Origin of the sequence: Psychrobacillus sp. BM2, from assembly GCF_048572895.1 — a bacterium.
Classification (GTDB): Bacteria; Bacillota; Bacilli; order Bacillales_A; family Planococcaceae; genus Psychrobacillus.
The window spans coordinates 697,702-717,934 of record NZ_CP183878.1 but is presented as its reverse complement, the minus strand read 5'-3'; the positions used below and the strand labels follow the sequence as shown (position 1 = coordinate 717,934).

Below are 20,233 nucleotides of genomic sequence, written 5' to 3'. Positions count from 1 at the left end.
AAGATGGTATTCTAATATAAGCCATCTTCCCCAAACCTTTTCGCAAGTCTATTAGCAAGAACGACGAGTATTAAACCAATAATTCCTTTAAATAGCCCTACAGCTGTAGCGAAACTAAAATTAGCCTGCTGAATACCCTTAAAATATACATAAGTGTCTAGTACATTTCCTGTTTCCATATTGAAAGGATTCAACATTAGAAAGATTTGCTCGAAACCACTATCCATAACATTTCCTAAACGAAGGATTAAGAGAATCACAATCGTACTCTTCAGTGCTGGTAAAGTGATATGCCACATCTGTCTCAATCGACTAGCTCCGTCTATTACAGCTGCTTCATACAAATGAGGACTAACCCCAGACAATGCCGCTAAGAAAAGAATAGTGCCCCAACCTGATTCCTTCCAGATAACCTGGAAAATGACTATAGGCTTGAACAATGCTGGATCTGTTAAAAATGGGATTGGATTGACCTCCAAAAAATTCACTAGAACACTGTTTATTAAACCTTCACTTCTAAGAAAAATAACTGTTATCCCAACAACAACTACCCAGGATAAGAAATGAGGTAAATACACAATAGATTGAAGAAATTTCTTATATACCTGATTTCTAATTTCATTAAGCATTAAGGCAAGTACAATGGAGATTGGAAAAGCAAAAAATATTTGTAACATCGAAATTTGTAGTGTGTTCCATATAACTTGAATAACTTCCGTATCTTCAAAGATTAATTTGAAGTATTTTAATCCTACCCAAGGGCTATCAGCAAATCCACGAAATGGGCTATAATCCTTAAACGCTAGAAGAATTCCTGCCATTGGTATATAGCGATATATAAGGAAATATAAAATTCCAGGTAAGATTAAGAGTAATAAATAGCGGTCACGCCATAATTTCTTTTTTAATGAGTTCTTTTTTCTTTTAGTCGGGATATTATTTGATACCGCTAATGTCGAATCCAGCGTCTCAATTTTTTTGTTTTTAGTTTCAATAACTAATCTCCCCTTTCTCTATCAAACTCTTTTCAATACATGTATATTACATGTATTTAATAATAGTTCAAATTTTACAATAATTCAATATTTTTTTAAAGTTATATTCCTTTTTTTTCTTCATTTTCCTTTTTATTTTTCTCTAAATTTGTAAACATTTTGGTAGAAATAATCATTAATACTAGGCCTATAAGGCTCCCACCGAAAAATGGAAGTAATCCTGGAACTTTCATCATCAGATAATAAGGAAAATAAAACCCTAAAACCATTAGCACAGAAAACAATGGATTAGAAAGAACAATTAATAAGCAGTTTCGAAAATATTGCTTTAAAGTCAATTTGTATTGAACATAAACCGGGAATGCATAGAGTAAAGCAACTATATAAATAGCGCCGAGTATAAAAAAGAATAACGAAACAATTAATGCCCAAATAGTAGGTATGCCACGGAAAAACTGTAGATCCACGTATATTATTATCCCAAGTACTGCCCATGAATAGCCGTATTTGTTGGACTTTAAAAATTCCTTTTTATATTCATTTTTAAAATGGGTGAATACCTTTATTTCCTCTTCTTGCGTCCACTTTCTGAGTACAGAGAACATTGCTACGGTTGATGGAAAAAAACCCGCAATGCCAACACCAATGATTACTCCAACTAGCCAAAGAATATTTAGATAGGCAAGCTTCAATGCCCAATCCATATAATGATATAAAGAACCTCTCCATCCAGTTAGTTCCATGTAAATCACCTCTTAAATACATATTTTCATTGAAAATTCAGTCACCTTGAACTAAATTAATACCATCTTAAAAGTATAGCTCGATTTCATATTTTCCAGGTTTTAGCTGTAATTCAAGCATTCCCTTCTCCGTTTTATACGTTCCTAAATTCTCCTCATTATTTACTAATAGGGTTATAGGCTGCGGAGTTCTCAGCAAAATCTGGGTATTTTTTAAAAGCTCAAGCTGTATTTTTGCACCTTTTTTATCAATATGAGCAGAGATACTCATGTCTTCAGACGATTGAAAAATCGTTTCTTCTTGTACCTTCAAACAGTTACCATTCACGACAGTTAACTTACTTAGCTTGCTACTGTCATCTTGAAATGAAACCCAAACCTGTTCTCCTTGATAACCAATTTCACCATTAGAGGATGTTTGCCACACAGACCCACTTTCCTCATTTACAAGAATATAATCTAAAATGTTTAGACGACTAACCTCCATTTGAAAAAGAGAACCATCTCTAGTTACTGAATAAGAAAATTCGTTATTTGAAGCTTCTGGAACAAGCATCGTTATCATATATTGCAGCTGTTCCTTATCAAGAGGCACTATCTGTAGATAAGAGCCATACTTTTCTGCTCCCTTATGCTGTTCCACACTTTTCTTTGCGTCATTTGGATAGCAATTGTAAAGAGAAACGGAAGCTTTTTCTCCAGCGAACCTGATATGTGTTTCTTCTGTCTTCTCCCCTGGCAGCATGTTTTTATCTCCTACATTTATTTGTTCTGTAGTATGGAAAAGAAAGCTGAGAACACTATCTGGATCCTCTTTAGCTACCTTATCTATAATAAGATAATAGCTATTATCGATTTGTACTATTTTTCGTTCCCATTGTGAAATACTCTTGTCATAAGCGCCGGCTGCTTCTCCACAAACAAAAGAATAATGGTCAGAAGTATACCAGTCTACAAATTTACTCTTGCCTAACCTAGATTGTCCATTGCCATTAACAAGCATACTATTATGTCCAATTGTCCCAATCGTAAAATCTCTCCTTGGGCCTTCCACATAATCCTGATAGCCTGGATTGGATATTAGCCATTCTCCGGCAACATGTATTATAAAATTGTTTTGATCAAAATGATTATGATCCTTTGCTGACCTGCTTGAATTGAATGCTAATAGATGATCACGATCCTTCCAGCCACTTCTAAGTATGGCCCAGCCTATTGTAGAAAATATATTAGAGCGTTTATTTTCATAGTATTTATCTGGCTCTAAAGGCTCGGGTAGATTAATCGCATGAAGCAATGTTTCTAAATGACTTTCCGAGAATTTATGCACATACCAGCTTGCCATACGGTTTTGGTTTTTCGATGCAAGTATTGCCATAAGATAGGAAATATCCAAGCTATAAAATGAATCCGAAAAGTTTACAAAGCTCATCTTTCCACCTGTCCCTAAGGAGTACATGAAAAGATCAGGAAGATAACGAAAGTATGGATGCTGGAGAAATTGGTCATCTCCTGTAGAACGATGGTATGTATCCGCAGCCATAAAAAGGTGCCTTGCTGCGACATTTAAATACAAAAGTCCCTCAATATCCGGATCTTTCATCCTACTATCTAAATAATTCTTAATATAAGTACATGAATGGAGGATGAAGGTTTCCACCTCGTCCCTACAATCATTATCTAAAATAGCAAGTGACCCGATAAGCATTGCTACCTGCTTTGATGCAATAATATTATGGCTATCATGATTGTTAAAATCTATACGAAAAGGCTGTAAACCTTTTGTCAAAATAGCCTGTTTAATCGTTTTTTTCTCCGCAGTGGATAAAGTATGCATGATTGCATCGAAACCAATTGCAGCACCTAAAGTGAAGTGAGCGTTACTTAAGTTTCCTTCCACACCTCTTAACGGAAATTCAAACCATCTTGTAAATGAGGAGAGTGAGAGGAGATACTCCTTTACTTTTTCAGCAAACTTTTTTTCCTTCGTCACTCCGTAGGCAAATGCTAAAATCCTGATTCTCTCCTCAACAGCTCGAGAATACATCGTCCAAAAAGGATAATCTATATATCCTGGTGGATCTCCAACAGGCTCTAGTTGTATTAACGGCAAAGGAATATTCAGTTGAACCGAGCAGCTCGGATAGAGTACCGTAAACTCTTTCTCCTCGACATAGGACTCTGCTAGTTCAAGTATTTTATCCCATGCATTGTTAAAATCTAAGCCACTTCCAAGTTTGTCATCTGCTAGTCTTGCTATCATTTCTTTTAGTTCCTCGTCGTTAAATAAAATTCGAGGATTTGGCATTAATTGCTTAAGATGTTGAGCAAATTTCATCACAAGTACACCCCTTAGATAACGGGTTAACCGCTATACGTCGCTTGTTTTAAATTTAGAAGCTCTTCAATTCGTTTACATGTATCCTCTGCTTTTTCCATATTGGCCCAGAAAAATTGCATCTCTCGTTCAATTAGTTCAAATTCCTCGATTGTTAGATGAAGGTCTCTAATCGTCTTGGAGGAACCCATTACTTCTTTAAAAGCATTATATTGATCAGGATGAACGCCCGGCTGGAGAAGATTATTATCCTCTGCAACTATGCGAAGCATCGGAATCGTACATCCATTTTGCTTGAGCAATGTTTGCGCTTCTGTACTTACCATAAAGCTTACAAGTGCTTGTGCTGCCTCTTTTATTTTGCTATTTGCATTTATTCCTAAAGCACCTCCTAAAAGAAGTGTTCCTGGTGCATCATTTTGAGGAGGCGGTAGGACGTCCCATTTGATCTTATGGTCTCTAAATTCATTCATAAAATAATAAGTCGTCAAAATCATTGCTGCTCCTTCTCTCATAAAGAGATTTTCAGCTAGCTCATTGCTCCCATGAGAGAATATAGGCGAGACTTGATGCTTATACATTAGATCACCACAGTAATTTAGCGCTTCGATATTCTCTTTTCTATTCATAATTGATTTAGATCGGTCATCTGCCATGAATGTACCTTTGTTCTGCAAAAGAAATACCGGCCAGCGATTGGTGGAAGATGAAAAACAAAAGCCGTATTCGTTAATAATACTATCGCTTTCGATTCCCTTCGTTGTCCGAGTAGATAGCTCTAACAGGTCATTCCAGTTTTCCATTTTGAAGTCTTTAGAGATTCCTGCCTCTTCAAACATTCGTCGATTGTAGCAGATCATCACTGGTGAAAATACAAATGGTGTTACAGGAACCGCATGATTATATGTAAACATATCAAACACTTGCTTATAGCTATCCTTTTCTGCATCAATATGCTCCGGTAAGAAAGGATCTAACATATCTAAGGAATTCGATTCCATTAGTTCTCGAAAGTGATAGTCAGATACGATAAATACATCAGGTCCGTTATCATGCTTTATAGACTGTGTAAGATTGTATATATATTGACCATTAGGTATTATTTGAAGATTTACTTTTATGAATGGGTTGAGCTGTTCGAAACGTTTGATAATTTTCCGTATAATTTCTATCTCATATGAATTAGAAAACCACCCAAGTGTAATAGTCTGTTTCTGTGTATCGTTTGGAATCGTTACTCTATTTCCTTTTCCAGGGATTTTTTCTATTAAACCTTCCTCAACAAGCTCTGCCAAAGCCTTTCTAATGGAAACTCTGCTTAATTCATACACCTTACTTAATGTGTTTTCAGGGAGAATGAATTCACCAGGTTTTAGTTTTCCTGAGATAATTTCTTCTTTTAATTCATGCATAAACTTATTGTAGCGATTTTCAAATACACTTTTTCTTTTTAGCAATTGTCACAACTCCCTACCAATGATTGCCCTACTTTTAATAAGAATAGCATATTTGCGATGTTAACTTGAAAGATCTTTAGCTCAACCATTTTTCTAGAAATGCATAGGAAATTTGGCGAATTTCAGGTGGGAAATCATGTCCAGCATTCCCTATCAATGATGTAAATCGTTCTCCTTTTTCCATCCATTCATATAAGGAATTTAGTTCAGCTACCCCTTTTGCTGCAGGTTCCCACTGAGGAAATATGCGATCATTTTGCCCCATCCATAGGAAGAAGGGGGTTGGTGCAACTAATGCAGCTATTTCAGTGAACTCAAACGGTACGATTCCTTCATTGATATAGTCACTAATTTTTGGGATATGGCTAAACCACTCTCTCCTGCCCCACCGATGCTTCTCCGAGTCTTGTGCGATAAGAGAGAATCCACAGCTACAAACGACTGCTTTAACTCTACTGTCGAGCCCTGCTAGAAAGAAGCTATTATAACCGCCAAGTGAATGCCCGATTGCACCAATTTTGGAGTTGTCTACGATATTTAGTTCCTCCAATAAGCTTATCCCCTGCCTGTGATCCACAATCATTTTAGCAACCGCCGACCACTCTGGATGACTTTTATAAAATGCTGCCGTTTGAAATGGCTGTTCGTTTTGTAATACTCGTTCGCCTGCCGTTATAGTATCTGGAGCTAGAACCACAAATCCTCTTTTTACAAGCTCCAGTCCGTATTGTCTATTTTCCCTACCTGCTACTGTACTTATATCTTCTTTTCCAATTTCGCTCGTAGGATGAAGTGCTATCACTGCTCGGAACTGCTCGCCGCTTCTAGAGGACAATAATTGAAGTACATCACTTTCTGTTGCTAAATTCTCTTCTATAAGTCCTTTCGGAACTAATAGGTTTGCAGGTACCCAGTCCTCGTAAACTGTAGAATAGCAAATATTGATCAGGTAATAATCGGTATTGTTTTCCCAGAAGTTAATCTTCATACTTGATGTGACTAGAGGAGGAAGACCACCTATACAATCTAACCAATTCTGACGTATCGTAGATTTTTTTTCATGCCATTCGTCAATATCATTTACATTATGTAATAAAGGTAGAGCTCCATCCTTCTCTAAAGCTTTTAATGTATACATTGTCTCCCCCCTAAGCTTCCCCAATTTGAATACTGCATAAATGACTTCCGCTACCATAGTAGATTCGACTGTTTTTATGAACAATACCACTACTAGCACTCATCGGTAGCGTATGAACTACTTTCGGTTCTACACACTGTTCCACCTGTATCTCCATACTGAGCAATGTATGACTAAGGAGACAATAAAGCGTATTAGTTGGCAAATCATAGGCAAAACCATTTCGAACAATTTGGCCCCAGCTGGATATATCCTTCCGGAAAAGTACCTGTTCGGTAGTGGGATTGCATACAAAGTAAATGCTTTGTTCCGTAAGACAATGTGCACGGTCATATTGGTCGATAAAGATTTGAGCAATTTCACGGGCATCTGCTATCGGAACAAAACTATTTTTCACCCTACGAGTCTCCCAATCTAATACATATAAATGAGCTTCTTTTTCTCGTGACAATGCTCCACCAGGCGTTTCAATACTCGTTCCACCAAGAATATCTCCAGAGCTCAGTTCTCCAAGGCTAATCGTACTTTGGTTTTCCACAACCCTGTCATGCGACAGCAAATGGTTTTCTTCCGATTCAATATGATAGATACCTAACGCTCCTCCGACCATTCCATATCCCGGAAATCCTCCCCAAACAATATGTTCATGGTCCTTTAAAGCGATGGCACAGCGAGGTCGGTGAATACTTTCTTCCTCCAGTACCAATTTTGGATTTTCACTCTTTCTAAATTTCTTCAAAGTATCAAAGACGTATAGCTTTCCACCTGCGTATGCTGCTCCTATAAGAAAATTCCCATTGGAAGCATAGGCTGCAATATTGCCCCCTCCACCTTTTTCAATAACCTCTCCACCAAAATTGGTCGTCTTATTCGAGGACATATCAAATTGAAAAAATTGAAGCGGATGCATAGATGTTCCGTATATATAATCATCTGGTCCAAGGTAAATAGTAGATAGTTTTGCTCCATCCGAAGTATAGCTAAAATGTAGATTTTTTGTCTGTGCTGTTTCTCTATGAACAAGTTCAATAAAACCTTCAGACAGACTGTATCTTTCTATACGATAGCTCCCCTCTTGATACCGATGAATCCTTTGAAATGCTATTCCAGTATAATATGAGGGCGATAGTTTATCTGCATCGATATTTTCAAAGTCTCCATTAGAGAACTTCATCCACCCAGGAGTACTTGAAGCTTCCATATGTCCGTATACTAATCCGTCTTCTCCTAAGTGGATATAGCCAGTTCCCTTTTCCCTTTGTGATTCTGCGATAAGGTTTTTCTTTAAACCTTTTTCTAGATGAAAGGCAACTATATTTTTCCTTTCCGTTCCAATTCCTATATATGCCCACCCTGTTTGATCCACTGCTACACTTCCCGGATACTTTTCAGTAAGATCCATACTGCCGAAGTCGATAATCTCTTCCCGGCGAGGCGAGTAACAAAGCAAATGACAATGAGGATACGACGTGAAATAAATATTGCCTAAAATATCCTCCCCAAAGCTAAACCCTACAATTTCTTCCCCGTTTTCAATGACCTTAAAATAAATAAATTGCTCTAAAAAAGGGTCCAATACCATGAACATATTTGCAGCACCGGTATAAAATAATCCATTGCTGCTAAACGAGGAATAAGGATATTCATCGTTATTTTCAGGAAAGAATACTTGTTTTATATGATCGGTTTCAAGATCGATAATAATAACGAACCCTTTGGCCGCAATAACAAACCTATAGTCACCTTCCGCATTCATACAAATTGCAGCTGTTCTTTCTTCCTCAGCTGAAACAGGTATACCATAGTCTATAAATAGGTTTTTATGCATTGTGACCCTCCTTTCAAAATTATTTACTTACTATAATAGGAAGAAACTTTATTGATCGCGATAATCATATCTTCTATATCTTGGTCTGTATAAAATTCATTTATATTTAATCGAATGGCCGTTTCTAAAATATTCTCGGCGTTTGGACAGCTTCCTAGAGAATAATCATAAGATCCTAGATCAAATGGATAATGGCTCTTCAAATATGCCTGTTTGTTTTGGAATAGAGGCTGTGCATATAACACCTTCGGAATATAACCAGGCTGGTTTGGAATTCCTTCTGCTGCTAAAGCTTCTGAAAATTCTTCTCTAGAACACGTTAACTGTTCCAAATTTAAGGTGAGCATATAAAACCAATAGCTACACCAGCCTTCGTCGGTAATTTTCATCGGATTTATGACTTTAATAGTACTGAGTCCTTGTTTTAATCTTTCCCCTAGCTCGTTGCGTCTTGTGCAGATCCAGTTCAGCTTTTTTAGCTGCGCAATTCCCACCGCACCCTGTAGCTCTGTCATACGATAATTCGGCGCTAGGTATTCTAATTCCTTCATCACAGCATCTTCTTGTCTTCGATAATTTTTATCAGCAAATGCATGCGTAGTAAAATAATCTGATTCTTGACCTGAGTTTACAGTCACCATTCCACCGTCACCAGTAGAAATATGCTTAAAATCATTTGTACTAAAACAGCCGTAATCTCCAATTGTACCGGTTAGTCGCCCTTTGTATGTCGTTAAATAACTTTGAGCACAATCCTCTACTACCTTGAGATTATATTTTTTTGCAAGCTCCATAATAGGATCCATATCACAAGGATTACCTGCTAGATGTACAACAATTATTGCCTTCGTCTTAGGGGTTATTTTTTCTTCGATCGATTCAGCAGTCAACGTGTAGCTATAAGGATCCAAGTCAGCAAAAACTGGGATAGCATTTTGATAGAGAATTCCCACAACAGTCCCTTGGTCTGTAATAGGGCTAGTAATAACTTCATCTCCAACAGTAACTCCAGCCGCTCCAAGTGCGACATGTAGTGCAGCGGTCCCAGAGGAAGTTGCTACACTGTATTTAACTTTATAAAGATCGTTAAAACTCTGTAAAAACTGCTTTACTTTATTGCCAAAATGATAAAATAATGTATTTTGCTCAAGTGCCTCTAGTAATTCCTTTGCCTCCTCTAACCCGAAGCGTTGCCCTTTACCGAAGGCAGTCGTTTTCACCTTCGTACCACCATTTAATGCTAGTATATTTTCTCCCATTTTAAGTCCCCCATATTAGGTTCTTTTCACTTTAACCTGCTTACAGTTAACCCCAAATCGCTTCACTACTACATCGTCTGAATGGTTTTCGGCTATAGGAATAAGTATCACAAAATCATTTTCTTCATCCGGAGCAGTTAACTTTATAGCTCCAGAAGGATTAATACTATCAATTGTTACTCTTCGACGTGCACGTTCCCAATCATTGATTTGCTTACTAGTCCAAAAAGTAAATCCTTGGGCTTTAGCAGTCGTTATTAGATGAACAATGGCCTCTCTTACTTTCGGCTGATTGTAAATATGGTATTGATGGAACAGAAAGTGCGCTACTCCATTTACGCGCTTCACTCCATCAAGGAATGGCTGAATGACACTAACATCTGATAATGTATTGTGATTTAAATCCTGCGTTAAAAAGCCGATCTCCAATACATCATATAATCTATTTTTTTCATCCGCCCAAGCAATTGGAAAATAAGGGTGACATGTGCCAAATAAAAAACCAATATTCCCTTTTTTACTTGGACCTCTCGATTGATCCACTTGTATACCGTTGTTTTCACACCATGTGTATAACTCTCCCCAGCCCTCAAAACGAGTATAGTGGTTTTTATTGGAAACAGTATGGTCTGTATTCGTCACTTTTTCTACCCATGCTAATTGGGTTTGAAAAGCTTCTGCTGACCAAACTCCTTCATCCTGCTCTAATGCATTATAATGGAGAGCAATTTCATGACCATCCTTTTTTATTTGATCATATATCGCTGGACTGTAACCAGGTGCAATCATACACCACGTAGACTGAACATTTTCTGCCTTCAAAGTTTCTAAAGTGATTTGCGCGGATTCATTTACATTTAAATCACTGTCATGCGAAATCATCGCAATATGCTGTACGTCAGCAGGCCAATAATCTAAGAATGGCAGAGTTAAGCCTTTTTCTAGCACTATTTTCAAAAGATGTTCGACAATTACTTCTTTCCAAAGGTCAGCATATGGATGTGGGAAAAAAGGCATTCCAGTTTCTGTGAATTCTCTATCCAAAACCCAATCCAGTTCAAAACCATCCTCTGCCTTTAAAATATCCTCATCTAAATTTGCCGAACCATCCGGCGCAGGTGTTCCATCCTCAAAAACTGGCTTCGTTCCCTGCTGTAGTCCAACTATCGTTTGAGGAATCGTAATAGACCAGCGTTCAATAGTTCCAGATCCATATTTAATCTGTTGTAATGCCGATGCTCCTTGCCATGTTTTTGACTCATCGACTACAGAACCAAATTCCGTTACATCTAAATCATTTTCCTGTGCCCAAGGCTGTGCATCTAGAAAACGTAAAGGTGTATGATGGTTTAAGAAGGCAGATAAATCCGCATATCCTTTTTGAGGAGCAAACATATTAGAAAAACCTAATTTACTTTGAATAGCATTTAATCCACCGTAGGAAATCACTGTTCCACCAGCGTTTGCATATGCTAATAATTTGCTGCTTGCCTCTTCACTATCACTCAAATGATTTACGATTAGTACATCGAACGATTCGTATTTACTACTTATATCTACTTTTTCATATGGAAGTCTTACATGATCAAGAATTTCAAATAAATAGCTATCAAAAATATTCTGTCCTTCTAACCAACTTAACTCCGCTTCTTTTTCATCAAAAAGAATACCAATTTTCGCTACTTTCATTTTCTCAGCACCTCTATGAAGTAATTTATATACATGTATTTTACATGTATATAAACTCTTTTCTTAAATCATATTATAGTTTTCTAGAATAAGCAATAAATTATTTGAAATTTTTAATAATAACAACAATTATGTAAAAGGCTTTATTTTTAGGTTCAACTAAAAATTTTGATTTTAGTTTCAGGCTAACGCTTTCCGCAGGAGTCGTCGCCTGAAACTAAATCAATTTAATACTTAAAAAAAACGGAAAAAGATATGCCCAATCCATTAATAGAGATGAGTGAGACAGATGAACCATCACATCGACGCGTGAGCGACGGTAATGGTTCATCGCTCACCCCGCGGAGGCCAACAGGAAGTTGGTCACGAAGGCGTTGACATACGAGGTGGCGCACTTAGATTTCGTTTCTTTACCTGTAACGGAAATCAGCGGTATTATTCATTCATTCATTCATTCATTCAAATACCTTGAACCCAGAATTGACGAGACATTTATATATAATTTATTATTCATAAAAAAGGGAACTTCATAATTATTCTACTTATTGTTTCCACCTTTATTATTGATCCAGACAGAGACGGTATTACTTTTAACGGTTACCCCATTTAATGTGACGTTCGCTGTAATATTTGCTCTTCCACTTTTTTGTGCCGTCAAAATCCCATCGTTTATAGAAACCATCTTTGAATTACTAACTGTGTATTCAATAGTACTCCCCGCTAATTCATAGGTGCTTCTATTATTCTTTAAAATTGCTTTAAGATGAAGCTGCGTAGTATCTCCAACTGTAAGTCGTTGTTCATCAACTGACAGCTCAGCACTTTTAATCGTTTGAAGCAAACTACTATCCTCATACTTATATAAGTTGATATCTTTTGATAAATAGAAGGCTCCAAAATCATCTTGCGCTAAATGTTCTACACCACTTGCTAGGAATTCATGCTCGTTACTAGCTAGATCAAACTTGAAAAACTTATTACCAATTATCCCGTAAATATTCCCATCCGTTCCAATCTCAAGAGATGCATTTCTCCAGCTACTTGATGCTTTAGGGTCTATTTCCTTGCTATAAATTACTTTGTTTGTAGCAGTGTCAAATGCAAATAATGTACCATCTGACATCCCCCAAATGTTTCCGTCTGGACCAGTTACTAGTGAAGTTAATGCTTTTTTCCCTGGTACCGGGACCGTTTCAAAGGATTTCTCTTGTTTTTCAATATCCCATACAAATAATTTTGCTTCTGTTGTGGTAGGTGTAGATCCCTGCCCTCCAGCTACAGTTGTTCCGCCGTATACCTTTCCATTCGCATAGGCTAAAGAAACAATACTTTGGTCTTTCATCAAATTCCAATAAATCTCTGGATCATTTTCTGTTCCAGGTTCATATATTGTAAATGCTCCACCTAAACTACCGTTTTTCGGTACGGTACCTATGAACAACTTGTTATGATCATCCACTCCAAGCATCGCGAAGGGTCTGTCTTGCAGTGTATAACCCGGGATGCTATCATTTTTTTCCAAGCTAAATAATAAATCAGGATTTAAATTACTCGAATCCGTTCGATCCCATGCTTTAAAAGGATCATATTCATACATTTTGGCATTAGGATAAATTCCTAAATACATTCTATTGTTTAAGTTAGCCATTCCCTCACTTTGCCCAATCCCATCAAATCGAACAGTTTCCTGTGAAGTAGGGATAAATGCACTCATATTACCAGGCAGATAACCGGTACTATATATTTTCCCATCTGGTCCCTTCGCCAACTCATGAATTAACACAGACTCAGAAGGTAAATCTAAATTTATCAGCTTAAGGTTTCCATTTACCAGGTTATATTTATACATTAGACCACCATTACCGGAAAGACCTACAAGTGTATATCCTGGAAAACCTTCTTCACTTAATTGGATAAATTTATAACTAATTGCGCTTCCTTTTAGATCTACATTTAACGATTTGAAAGTATCCGTATCCAAATTGTACTCATGTAATATCCCCATATGAGTGTAATAAATTTTATTGGCAACGGGAGATTTTTCTGAAACTCCTCTTGAGGATTCAGGAATATCATATGTCTTCTCACCTGTATCACCATTTGTAGCCTCTACCAAATTTCCAGTTTCTGTATCATAAATAAACATCTCATATTTTGATTCTTTTTGTGCAAATAATTTTCCGTCTATCAAATTCATATCATAAACAGAAATAATGTCTGCATATTGCGCAGGAAGCACATTTCTCTTTTCACCAGTAGCAATATCATATTCTATTAAATGTGCTTGACTACCGACTCCAGCATAGACCTTTTGGTTAACTTCATCTAAAGCAACACTTCTAATCCATGACTGTCCTGCAGCCATCCTTCCGAAATCTGTAAATTTATCAGTGGCAGGATTATATTCATATACACTTCCTGATCCATAGGTACCTCCATAAATTTTCCCATCACTTGCTGTAGCAAATGGATAAAGCACAGCATCTGTATCTTTAACCGGATGCCCAAGATTGATTAATTCATCGGTTTGAGGAAAATAGCGATATAAAAAGCCCTTATTATAGGCACCCAAATAAACGGAACCATCGGAAGCAACCTTTACACCCCAAGCTCCAGACGTATCCTCTAATGTATAGCTTTTTATTAACTTTTCGGTAGCCACATCGACAATAGCAAATTTAGAAGGGATGCCCGCCACAACTGTGTACAAAACATCATTTCCATGAGAGTCTTTCCCGATATCCCCTAACATTACAGTGGTTTTTGTAACTTGTATTCCTAAATCCTCTGCAACTTCTTCAATTGGATTTACAGGCTTGACCTCCATTAAACTAGCATCATCAAAATAAAAGGTTCCTATATTCGCTTTACCTGAATAAAACAAAATAGCAGCCGAGGCAGCTGTTTCAGGCGCAATAGCTGTGATGTTTATATCTGACCATGAGGTTGCCCCACTTATCGATTTATTGAAACCCGTAATATAAGCACCTTGCTGGTCAAAAAAACGAATGTATATTTCTCCAGCACCATTCGAACCCGTTTTAATTTTTGCAGATGCAGTATATTCCCTACCAGGTGTAACAGGAACTGCATCACTTATTAAACCAAGATTTTCATTCTTACTTGTATCTTTAATTTCTAAGCTTTTCATACCCCTATAAAACTCACTTTCTACTGTCGTCACGCCGGTAGTACCAAAATTCTGTGTCCAACCAGGGATACCTCCACTATCTGTCGAATCCTCAAAGCTGGAATTTTGTATCTGCAAATCTTGGGCCGATACAGAATTTATACTAGGTAACGAGAGAGTTACCATTAAAACCATACTTAATAGAAAAACAAAATTTAATACATTTTTCATTTTCTTCCTCCTTGTATAGTAGATTGAAAACCTTTTTCCGGTAGATTATTAATACCTCCTCCATTGCACTATTCTTATACATGTATACTACATGTATTCAATAATAAATGTAATTTAAATAGACAGAAAAATCAACTTATTTTATTTTAAGTAGAATCATATTAAAGCATCAACTCATTGGAGTTTTTTGTCTAAAAAAAGTGAAATTACTAATTTTTTAGATTTTATATAGAAAAATAGTCCCTTGAATTTATTTATCTGCTATAATAATTTATAGTTACATAGGATGTAAAATAAAGAAAAAAATCTATTATTTATCTAATATGGAAGTGAAAGGAAGATTTTATGAAGAAAAAGACATGGATTATTGCTATTATTTCTTTTTTTGTTGTAGCTGGAGGGGCATCTGCTTTTTTTCTAGTGAACAAAACACCGAAGGAACAATATTTTTATTCGGAAGTTAAAACGATTCAACATATCCAAGACCTTGTCGAAACACGCTATGAAAATGAGACTGAATGGGCAAAATACGGAACAACTAAAGTGATCGATAGCATATATGACTTTTCAGGTGAATATCAAGATGGTACTAATTCCGAAATAGAACAAGTAGTAAATAACTCTAATATTGCTTTACGGATAGCAAGTGATCCAAATAAGCAAGAGGTAGAAGCTGAGATCAATGCAACGATTCTTGGAGTGGATGTTGAACCCATTAAAGGTTATATCACAACAGAAGAAGTTATTTTAGGACTTCCTTTTTATGATCAATTACTTCAATTGAAAGATAAAGATTACGGAAACTTAATGCGTGCAATAGATCCAGGTTATTCCGGTAGCGAAAAGCTTGGCTTAGAAAATTTCCTTGGCAAAAATAATATTTTATCGGAAGAAAATATCGAATATTTAAAAGAAGAATACATGATGTATCTATATAAATCTTTACCAGAAGAGGCATTTACCACTTCGGACGAAAAAATTGATGTAAATGGCAAATCTATTAAAGCAGAAAAAGTATCCATGACACTTACAGAAGCTGAAGTGAAGAAGATTTTAATAGATGTTCTTCAGAAAGCTAAGAAAGATCCAAAATTTAAAGAAATAGTTGAGGATTACTTGGAAAGCTCGTTTGAGCAGTTTACAGCCGTTAGTACTCCAGACGCAACATTTGAATTTGATGAAGTAATGGATAACTTAATAAGCTCGGTAGAAGATATTGACCTACCTGAAGGTATAAAATCTACTATCTGGCATGATGCCGATTTAATCGTTAAAAGAGATATCAATACGGAAATAGCGGACTTAGGTAAATTAGAAATTACTGGTACACAATTACTAGAAGATTCCGCGCAAAACTGGAATTATACTATTAGTATGGATAACGATCCATTACATTTTACAGGTGATCTTACTACAACAAAGGATGGAACCTATAAAGATGAAATTTCCTTCTTAGACGATAATAAGGCTGGTCTTGTTTATAACGGAGAAGAAAAACTATCAGGTGATGATAGAACATTTGAACGTAAATTTATTATTGGAGACGAATACCAACCAATGGAGTTTTTATGGAATGGAAATTCAAACTACAAAAAAGACTCTATGCAAGCAGACCATGAATTTGTTGTAACAATTGATGAAAGTTCAAACGCTGTTATAAAAGTGAATCAAGAAAGCAAGATTATTAAAAAAGTAAATCTTCCAGCTGACTCAGAAAAAATGGTCAATATCGGAACGATGGATTCTAATTCGCTACAGCAATTCCTTTCCGAAGACATTTACCCAGAAATGCAAGGCTGGGGTATGAACATTATGCAGCAATTCGAACAAGAAATGTACTAAACCACTAAAGAAATGAGTGAATGCATCTTGATCCAACTGAAAAAGATTGCTTTCTTTACGACTCAATATGGAAAAAGTATTCAGAAGAAGTGGAAATCGCTTCTTCTGCTTTTTCTTTTCCCTATTTTTCTACTAGCTTCTACACTTGGAATTGTCGCTTCTCTATTTGTTCCATCAGCTAAAGCACCTGTTACCGTTGCTTTTGTAGACGAAGACCAAACAGAAGAAACGAATATGCTACTGGAATTCATGTCCCTCACTCTCGATAAAGAAGAAGGCATCAATATCATTTCTATGTCTATGGATGCTGCCAATGATCAAATAGATAACAATGAAATAAGTGCATATATTCTGTTTGCAGATGGATTCACTAAAAAGCTATATAAAGGAAAAACTGTCTCTCTTACGATTGTTGGCAACCCCTCTAAAACGGTAGATAGTTTCATCGTAAAAGAATTAGCGGAAAGTATGACCCGTTATATTTCCACTGCTCAAGCTAATATTCTAACAGTTTATGACTATGCTAGTAATACATATATTCCTGAAGAGGATCTAGAAAAGCTTCTATTTGACACTTTTATAGAGTTTACTTTATACACATTAGGAAGCGGCCAAATTCTAGATGAAGAAGTCGTTACGAACATAACAACTACCTCCCCCACTAATTATTATGTAGTAGCTGGTTGGTTTAGCGCATTTACTATCTGGTTATTCGGCAGCTTTTCATTGTTAAGGAAAGATACGCATGCAGCTATGCGAAATCGGTGGAAGCTACTTGGAGTGACTCATTGGCATACGACTGTTTCGCAAATATTTGTTTCACTTTTTGTAAGTATTGTATTTGCTAGTATTTCCTTTGTTCCGATTAGCAAATACTTCGCAGTGGAGTTATTTATGTTAGATTATTTTCGGTTGCTCCTGTTCATCCTTTTATTTGGATTACTTTTATTAATAGGTTTAGCCCTTATAGACTTATGGATTTCATCTAAAAAAGTAGTGCTGCTCCTTCAATTTTTCCTTGTATTATTATGGATAGTTTCGAGCGGAGCCTTAATTCCTACGATTTATTTTCCTTTATTCATCAAGAATGCATTGCCATTTTTCTTCTCGTTTGAGAGCTTCCAGTGGATTGTAGAAATTGTGTTAGTTGGCCGAAACTACGCAAGCTTTACGTCTTTAGGAATTCAGGTCTTTATGGGGCTAATCCTTCTATGGATTTCAACCCGGTGGAAGGATAGGTGGATACAATGAAAGCTGTTCTAGGTATACAAGCGATGCGAATGAGGAAGGAATGGAAGGTTTTATTAGCCTGGCTTATACTGCCACTTCTTTTAGCTATTTTAACGTTCAGTATGTTAAATAAATTAGGCGACGAATCCAAAGTTCCAATTGGTTTAGTAATAGAGGAAAACACCACTCTTTCGAATAATCTAGTCCAAAGAATAATCGGTACAGATTACCTACAGGTCAACTTACTAGACCTTCCAGAGGCTACAGATCTATTAGAAAAACATGAGCTTGATAGTGTATTTGTCATTAAGGATGGATATGAGGAAGATATTCTAGATAATCGTCGTTCTCAGCTTCTTGAGGCTTATTCATCCAATAGATCCTTTGCTTACTTTGCCCTTGCAGAAACAATTGGCTCATACGTTCAAGAAGAAGCAACTCGTACAAAAGCAGCTACGAAAATTAAAGATTTATATGAAAAGTATGGCTCCAGTGAAGAATGGGATCGAGAAAAAATCTTCCAAACGAGTAAAGAAAAACAGGAAAAGAAACAGCTAATCACGACAAGCTTTTCGTTCCAATGGACACCGGCAGAAACAGCAAGTGAAAGCACCTCCCTTCTATCTATTTGGGGTATTTGGACTTTCTTCCAAATCATCGCTACATTATTTCTGTTCGATTGGATCGTGAAAGCAAATAATACATCAATAAAAGTGCGTTGGACCTTTACGAAAATATCTTTAAATAGCTATATTTCTTGGAATTTATTGTTCTATACGGTATTACTATTTGTTATGGATTTAGTTACTATATATGTCCTCCATTTATTCAATTTTGCATCTCCAAGTGTTCGGCTGTTCTTTGCTCTACTTGGCTTTAGGCTAACGATAAATATTTTAGCAGCTCTACTTGCGCGGGACTTCACTAATAGTTTCTTCTATTATATTTGCGCTATTGCGATCTCTCTTATTTTAACGATATGTGGTGGCGCATTTATCCCGATTGATTCTATTATAAGTAGATGGCCATGGTTGGAATCTTTCAGTCCTGTTTATTCATTGTTACATGGTGAGTTCGCTTATAGTTTTTTAGCAGTAATTATTGTTATTTCAATAGTTAAAGGAGGTAGTCAGCGTGCTGCAAGTAAATTCCCTACAAAAAAGCTATCATAAACACAAAATATTAACCGATGTAAATCTTCTAGTAAATCCAGGGGAGGTTGTCGGCTTAGTTGGAGAAAATGGAGCCGGCAAATCCACGCTATTGGAAATTCTAGCAACGGTACTACCTCAATCCAGCGGCAGTATAGAATTGGAAAGTTACTCATATTCAAAAGATATTAAAAGCATCCGCAAGCTAATAGGATATGTCCCTCAGGAAATCTCCTTATGGGAGGAATTCACTGTGGCAGAAAACTTTCTATTTTTCGAAAAGCTATCTTGGAAAAGAAGGACACTAGAAGAATGCAAACAGCTTTGTCTCGATATGCAACTAAACAAATGGGACGAACCAGTCGAGTCATTATCCGGTGGAATGAAAAGAAAACTAAATCTCGCGATCAGCCTTATTCACGACCCCATATTAATCCTACTCGATGAACCGACTGTTGGAATAGATATGCGATCCAAAGAAGAGATTGGAAACTACTTGGTGAACTTGGCAAAAAACGAAGGAAAAATGATCATCTATACATCTCATGATATGAATGAAATTATTTCGTTTTGCGACCGCATTTATTGCCTAGGAAATGATCCTTTTTACTCTGATTTACTTAAATCTCGAGGGCTTACCGTAGAGGAATTGGCATAAGAAGGGAATTGGAGATACTTCTGAGCAGGTATTGGAACGTTTATTTGCACTAGTGTGATATTTACTTGCGTTCATTGGTGGCTTACTTGGTCTTCGTAGAGGCTTACTTACTTTCATTTCCTATTTACTTGCTCTCGAGTGGTAGTTACTTGGGAAACGGAATACTTTTCCATATGGTTTTTAACAAATACACCCGCTGGACTGAAATCCGCGGGTGTATTTGTTATTTATTCCTTGTTTTTATCTAACATCCCTCTTAATTGCTCAGATAACTCCTCAATTAGCTCGTCTGCTTTGATCGTGTTATTTTCAGTTCCTAAAACATATCCGTATTCTAATATTTTTTTAAAGTCTTCATTTAACTCGGTCGTGATCATGCAACTTCCTCCCGCTATCTTGGTATTATGTAATTTTATTTATTGTAATACAAATTATGTCGAAAACAGTCAATGTCACTAAGATTTAATAAACAAGTAATAAAGTTCTCATTATAACTTAAGATTTCAGAATTGTTTGCTACACAGGGACAAAAAAAACCACCACT

The 20,233-nt window shown here is 36.5% G+C and carries 14 protein-coding genes; 4 read left to right on the top strand and 10 right to left on the bottom strand.

Features of this window, described 5'->3' with window-relative positions; translation table 11 throughout:
* Positions 1-11: 11 nt before the first annotated feature.
* The 9 genes from ACN6MX_RS03105 to ACN6MX_RS03065 all read right to left on the bottom strand — a co-directional run bounded on the left by ACN6MX_RS03105 (position 12) and on the right by ACN6MX_RS03065 (position 14,808).
* Positions 12-935: an ABC transporter permease gene (locus ACN6MX_RS03105; protein WP_419962542.1), complete on the bottom strand. Its 924-nt coding sequence runs from the start codon at positions 933-935 to the stop codon at positions 12-14.
* Positions 936-1,096: 161 nt separating this feature from the next.
* Positions 1,097-1,738, bottom strand: a complete 642-nt coding sequence (locus ACN6MX_RS03100; RefSeq protein WP_419961224.1) for a YesL family protein — start codon at positions 1,736-1,738, stop codon at positions 1,097-1,099.
* Between the two features lie 67 nt (positions 1,739-1,805).
* Positions 1,806-4,076 carry a heparinase II/III domain-containing protein gene (locus ACN6MX_RS03095; RefSeq protein WP_419961223.1) on the bottom strand — a complete coding sequence of 757 codons (2,271 nt, stop codon included), beginning with the start codon at positions 4,074-4,076 and terminating at the stop codon, positions 1,806-1,808.
* A 26-nt stretch (positions 4,077-4,102) separates the two neighbouring features.
* Complete coding sequence (locus ACN6MX_RS03090; RefSeq protein ID WP_419961222.1) at positions 4,103-5,533, bottom strand: extracellular solute-binding protein; 1,431 nt, start codon at positions 5,531-5,533, stop codon at positions 4,103-4,105.
* A 76-nt stretch (positions 5,534-5,609) separates the two neighbouring features.
* On the bottom strand, positions 5,610-6,671 hold the full coding sequence (locus ACN6MX_RS03085) for an alpha/beta hydrolase family protein (protein ID WP_419961221.1): 1,062 nt from the start codon (positions 6,669-6,671) through the stop codon (positions 5,610-5,612).
* Positions 6,672-6,681: 10 nt separating this feature from the next.
* A complete protein-coding gene (locus ACN6MX_RS03080) occupies positions 6,682-8,499 on the bottom strand; it encodes a hypothetical protein (protein ID WP_419961220.1) in 1,818 nt (605 codons plus the stop codon).
* Positions 8,500-8,522: 23 nt separating this feature from the next.
* Positions 8,523-9,758, bottom strand: a complete 1,236-nt coding sequence (locus tag ACN6MX_RS03075) for a DegT/DnrJ/EryC1/StrS family aminotransferase (RefSeq protein ID WP_419961219.1) — start codon at positions 9,756-9,758, stop codon at positions 8,523-8,525.
* Positions 9,759-9,773: 15 nt separating this feature from the next.
* Positions 9,774-11,447 carry a hypothetical protein gene (locus ACN6MX_RS03070; RefSeq protein ID WP_419961218.1) on the bottom strand — a complete coding sequence of 558 codons (1,674 nt, stop codon included), beginning with the start codon at positions 11,445-11,447 and terminating at the stop codon, positions 9,774-9,776.
* A 538-nt stretch (positions 11,448-11,985) separates the two neighbouring features.
* Positions 11,986-14,808: a carbohydrate binding domain-containing protein gene (locus ACN6MX_RS03065; RefSeq protein ID WP_419961217.1), complete on the bottom strand. Its 2,823-nt coding sequence runs from the start codon at positions 14,806-14,808 to the stop codon at positions 11,986-11,988.
* Positions 14,809-15,153: 345 nt separating this feature from the next.
* Between ACN6MX_RS03065 and ACN6MX_RS03060 the strand changes: the two genes are divergently transcribed.
* Genes ACN6MX_RS03060 through ACN6MX_RS03045 form a run of 4 tightly spaced genes read left to right on the top strand, consistent with a single transcriptional unit; the run spans position 15,154 to position 19,689 of the window.
* The gene (locus tag ACN6MX_RS03060; protein WP_419961216.1) at positions 15,154-16,650 is read left to right on the top strand and encodes a hypothetical protein; all 1,497 of its coding nucleotides are present in this window, start codon (positions 15,154-15,156) and stop codon (positions 16,648-16,650) included.
* A 27-nt stretch (positions 16,651-16,677) separates the two neighbouring features.
* Positions 16,678-17,901, top strand: coding sequence for an ABC transporter permease (locus ACN6MX_RS03055; protein ID WP_419961215.1), 1,224 nt, complete (start codon positions 16,678-16,680; stop codon positions 17,899-17,901).
* On the top strand, positions 17,898-19,052 hold the full coding sequence (locus ACN6MX_RS03050; RefSeq protein WP_419961214.1) for an ABC transporter permease: 1,155 nt from the start codon (positions 17,898-17,900) through the stop codon (positions 19,050-19,052). Before ACN6MX_RS03055 ends, ACN6MX_RS03050 begins: the two co-directional genes overlap by 4 nt.
* The gene (locus ACN6MX_RS03045; RefSeq protein WP_419961213.1) at positions 19,015-19,689 is read left to right on the top strand and encodes an ABC transporter ATP-binding protein; all 675 of its coding nucleotides are present in this window, start codon (positions 19,015-19,017) and stop codon (positions 19,687-19,689) included. Before ACN6MX_RS03050 ends, ACN6MX_RS03045 begins: the two co-directional genes overlap by 38 nt.
* Before the next feature lie 227 nt (positions 19,690-19,916).
* On the opposite strand, the gene ACN6MX_RS03040 is transcribed toward ACN6MX_RS03045, so the two are convergent.
* Positions 19,917-20,066: a hypothetical protein gene (locus tag ACN6MX_RS03040; protein WP_419961212.1), complete on the bottom strand. Its 150-nt coding sequence runs from the start codon at positions 20,064-20,066 to the stop codon at positions 19,917-19,919.
* Positions 20,067-20,233: the final 167 nt, after the last annotated feature.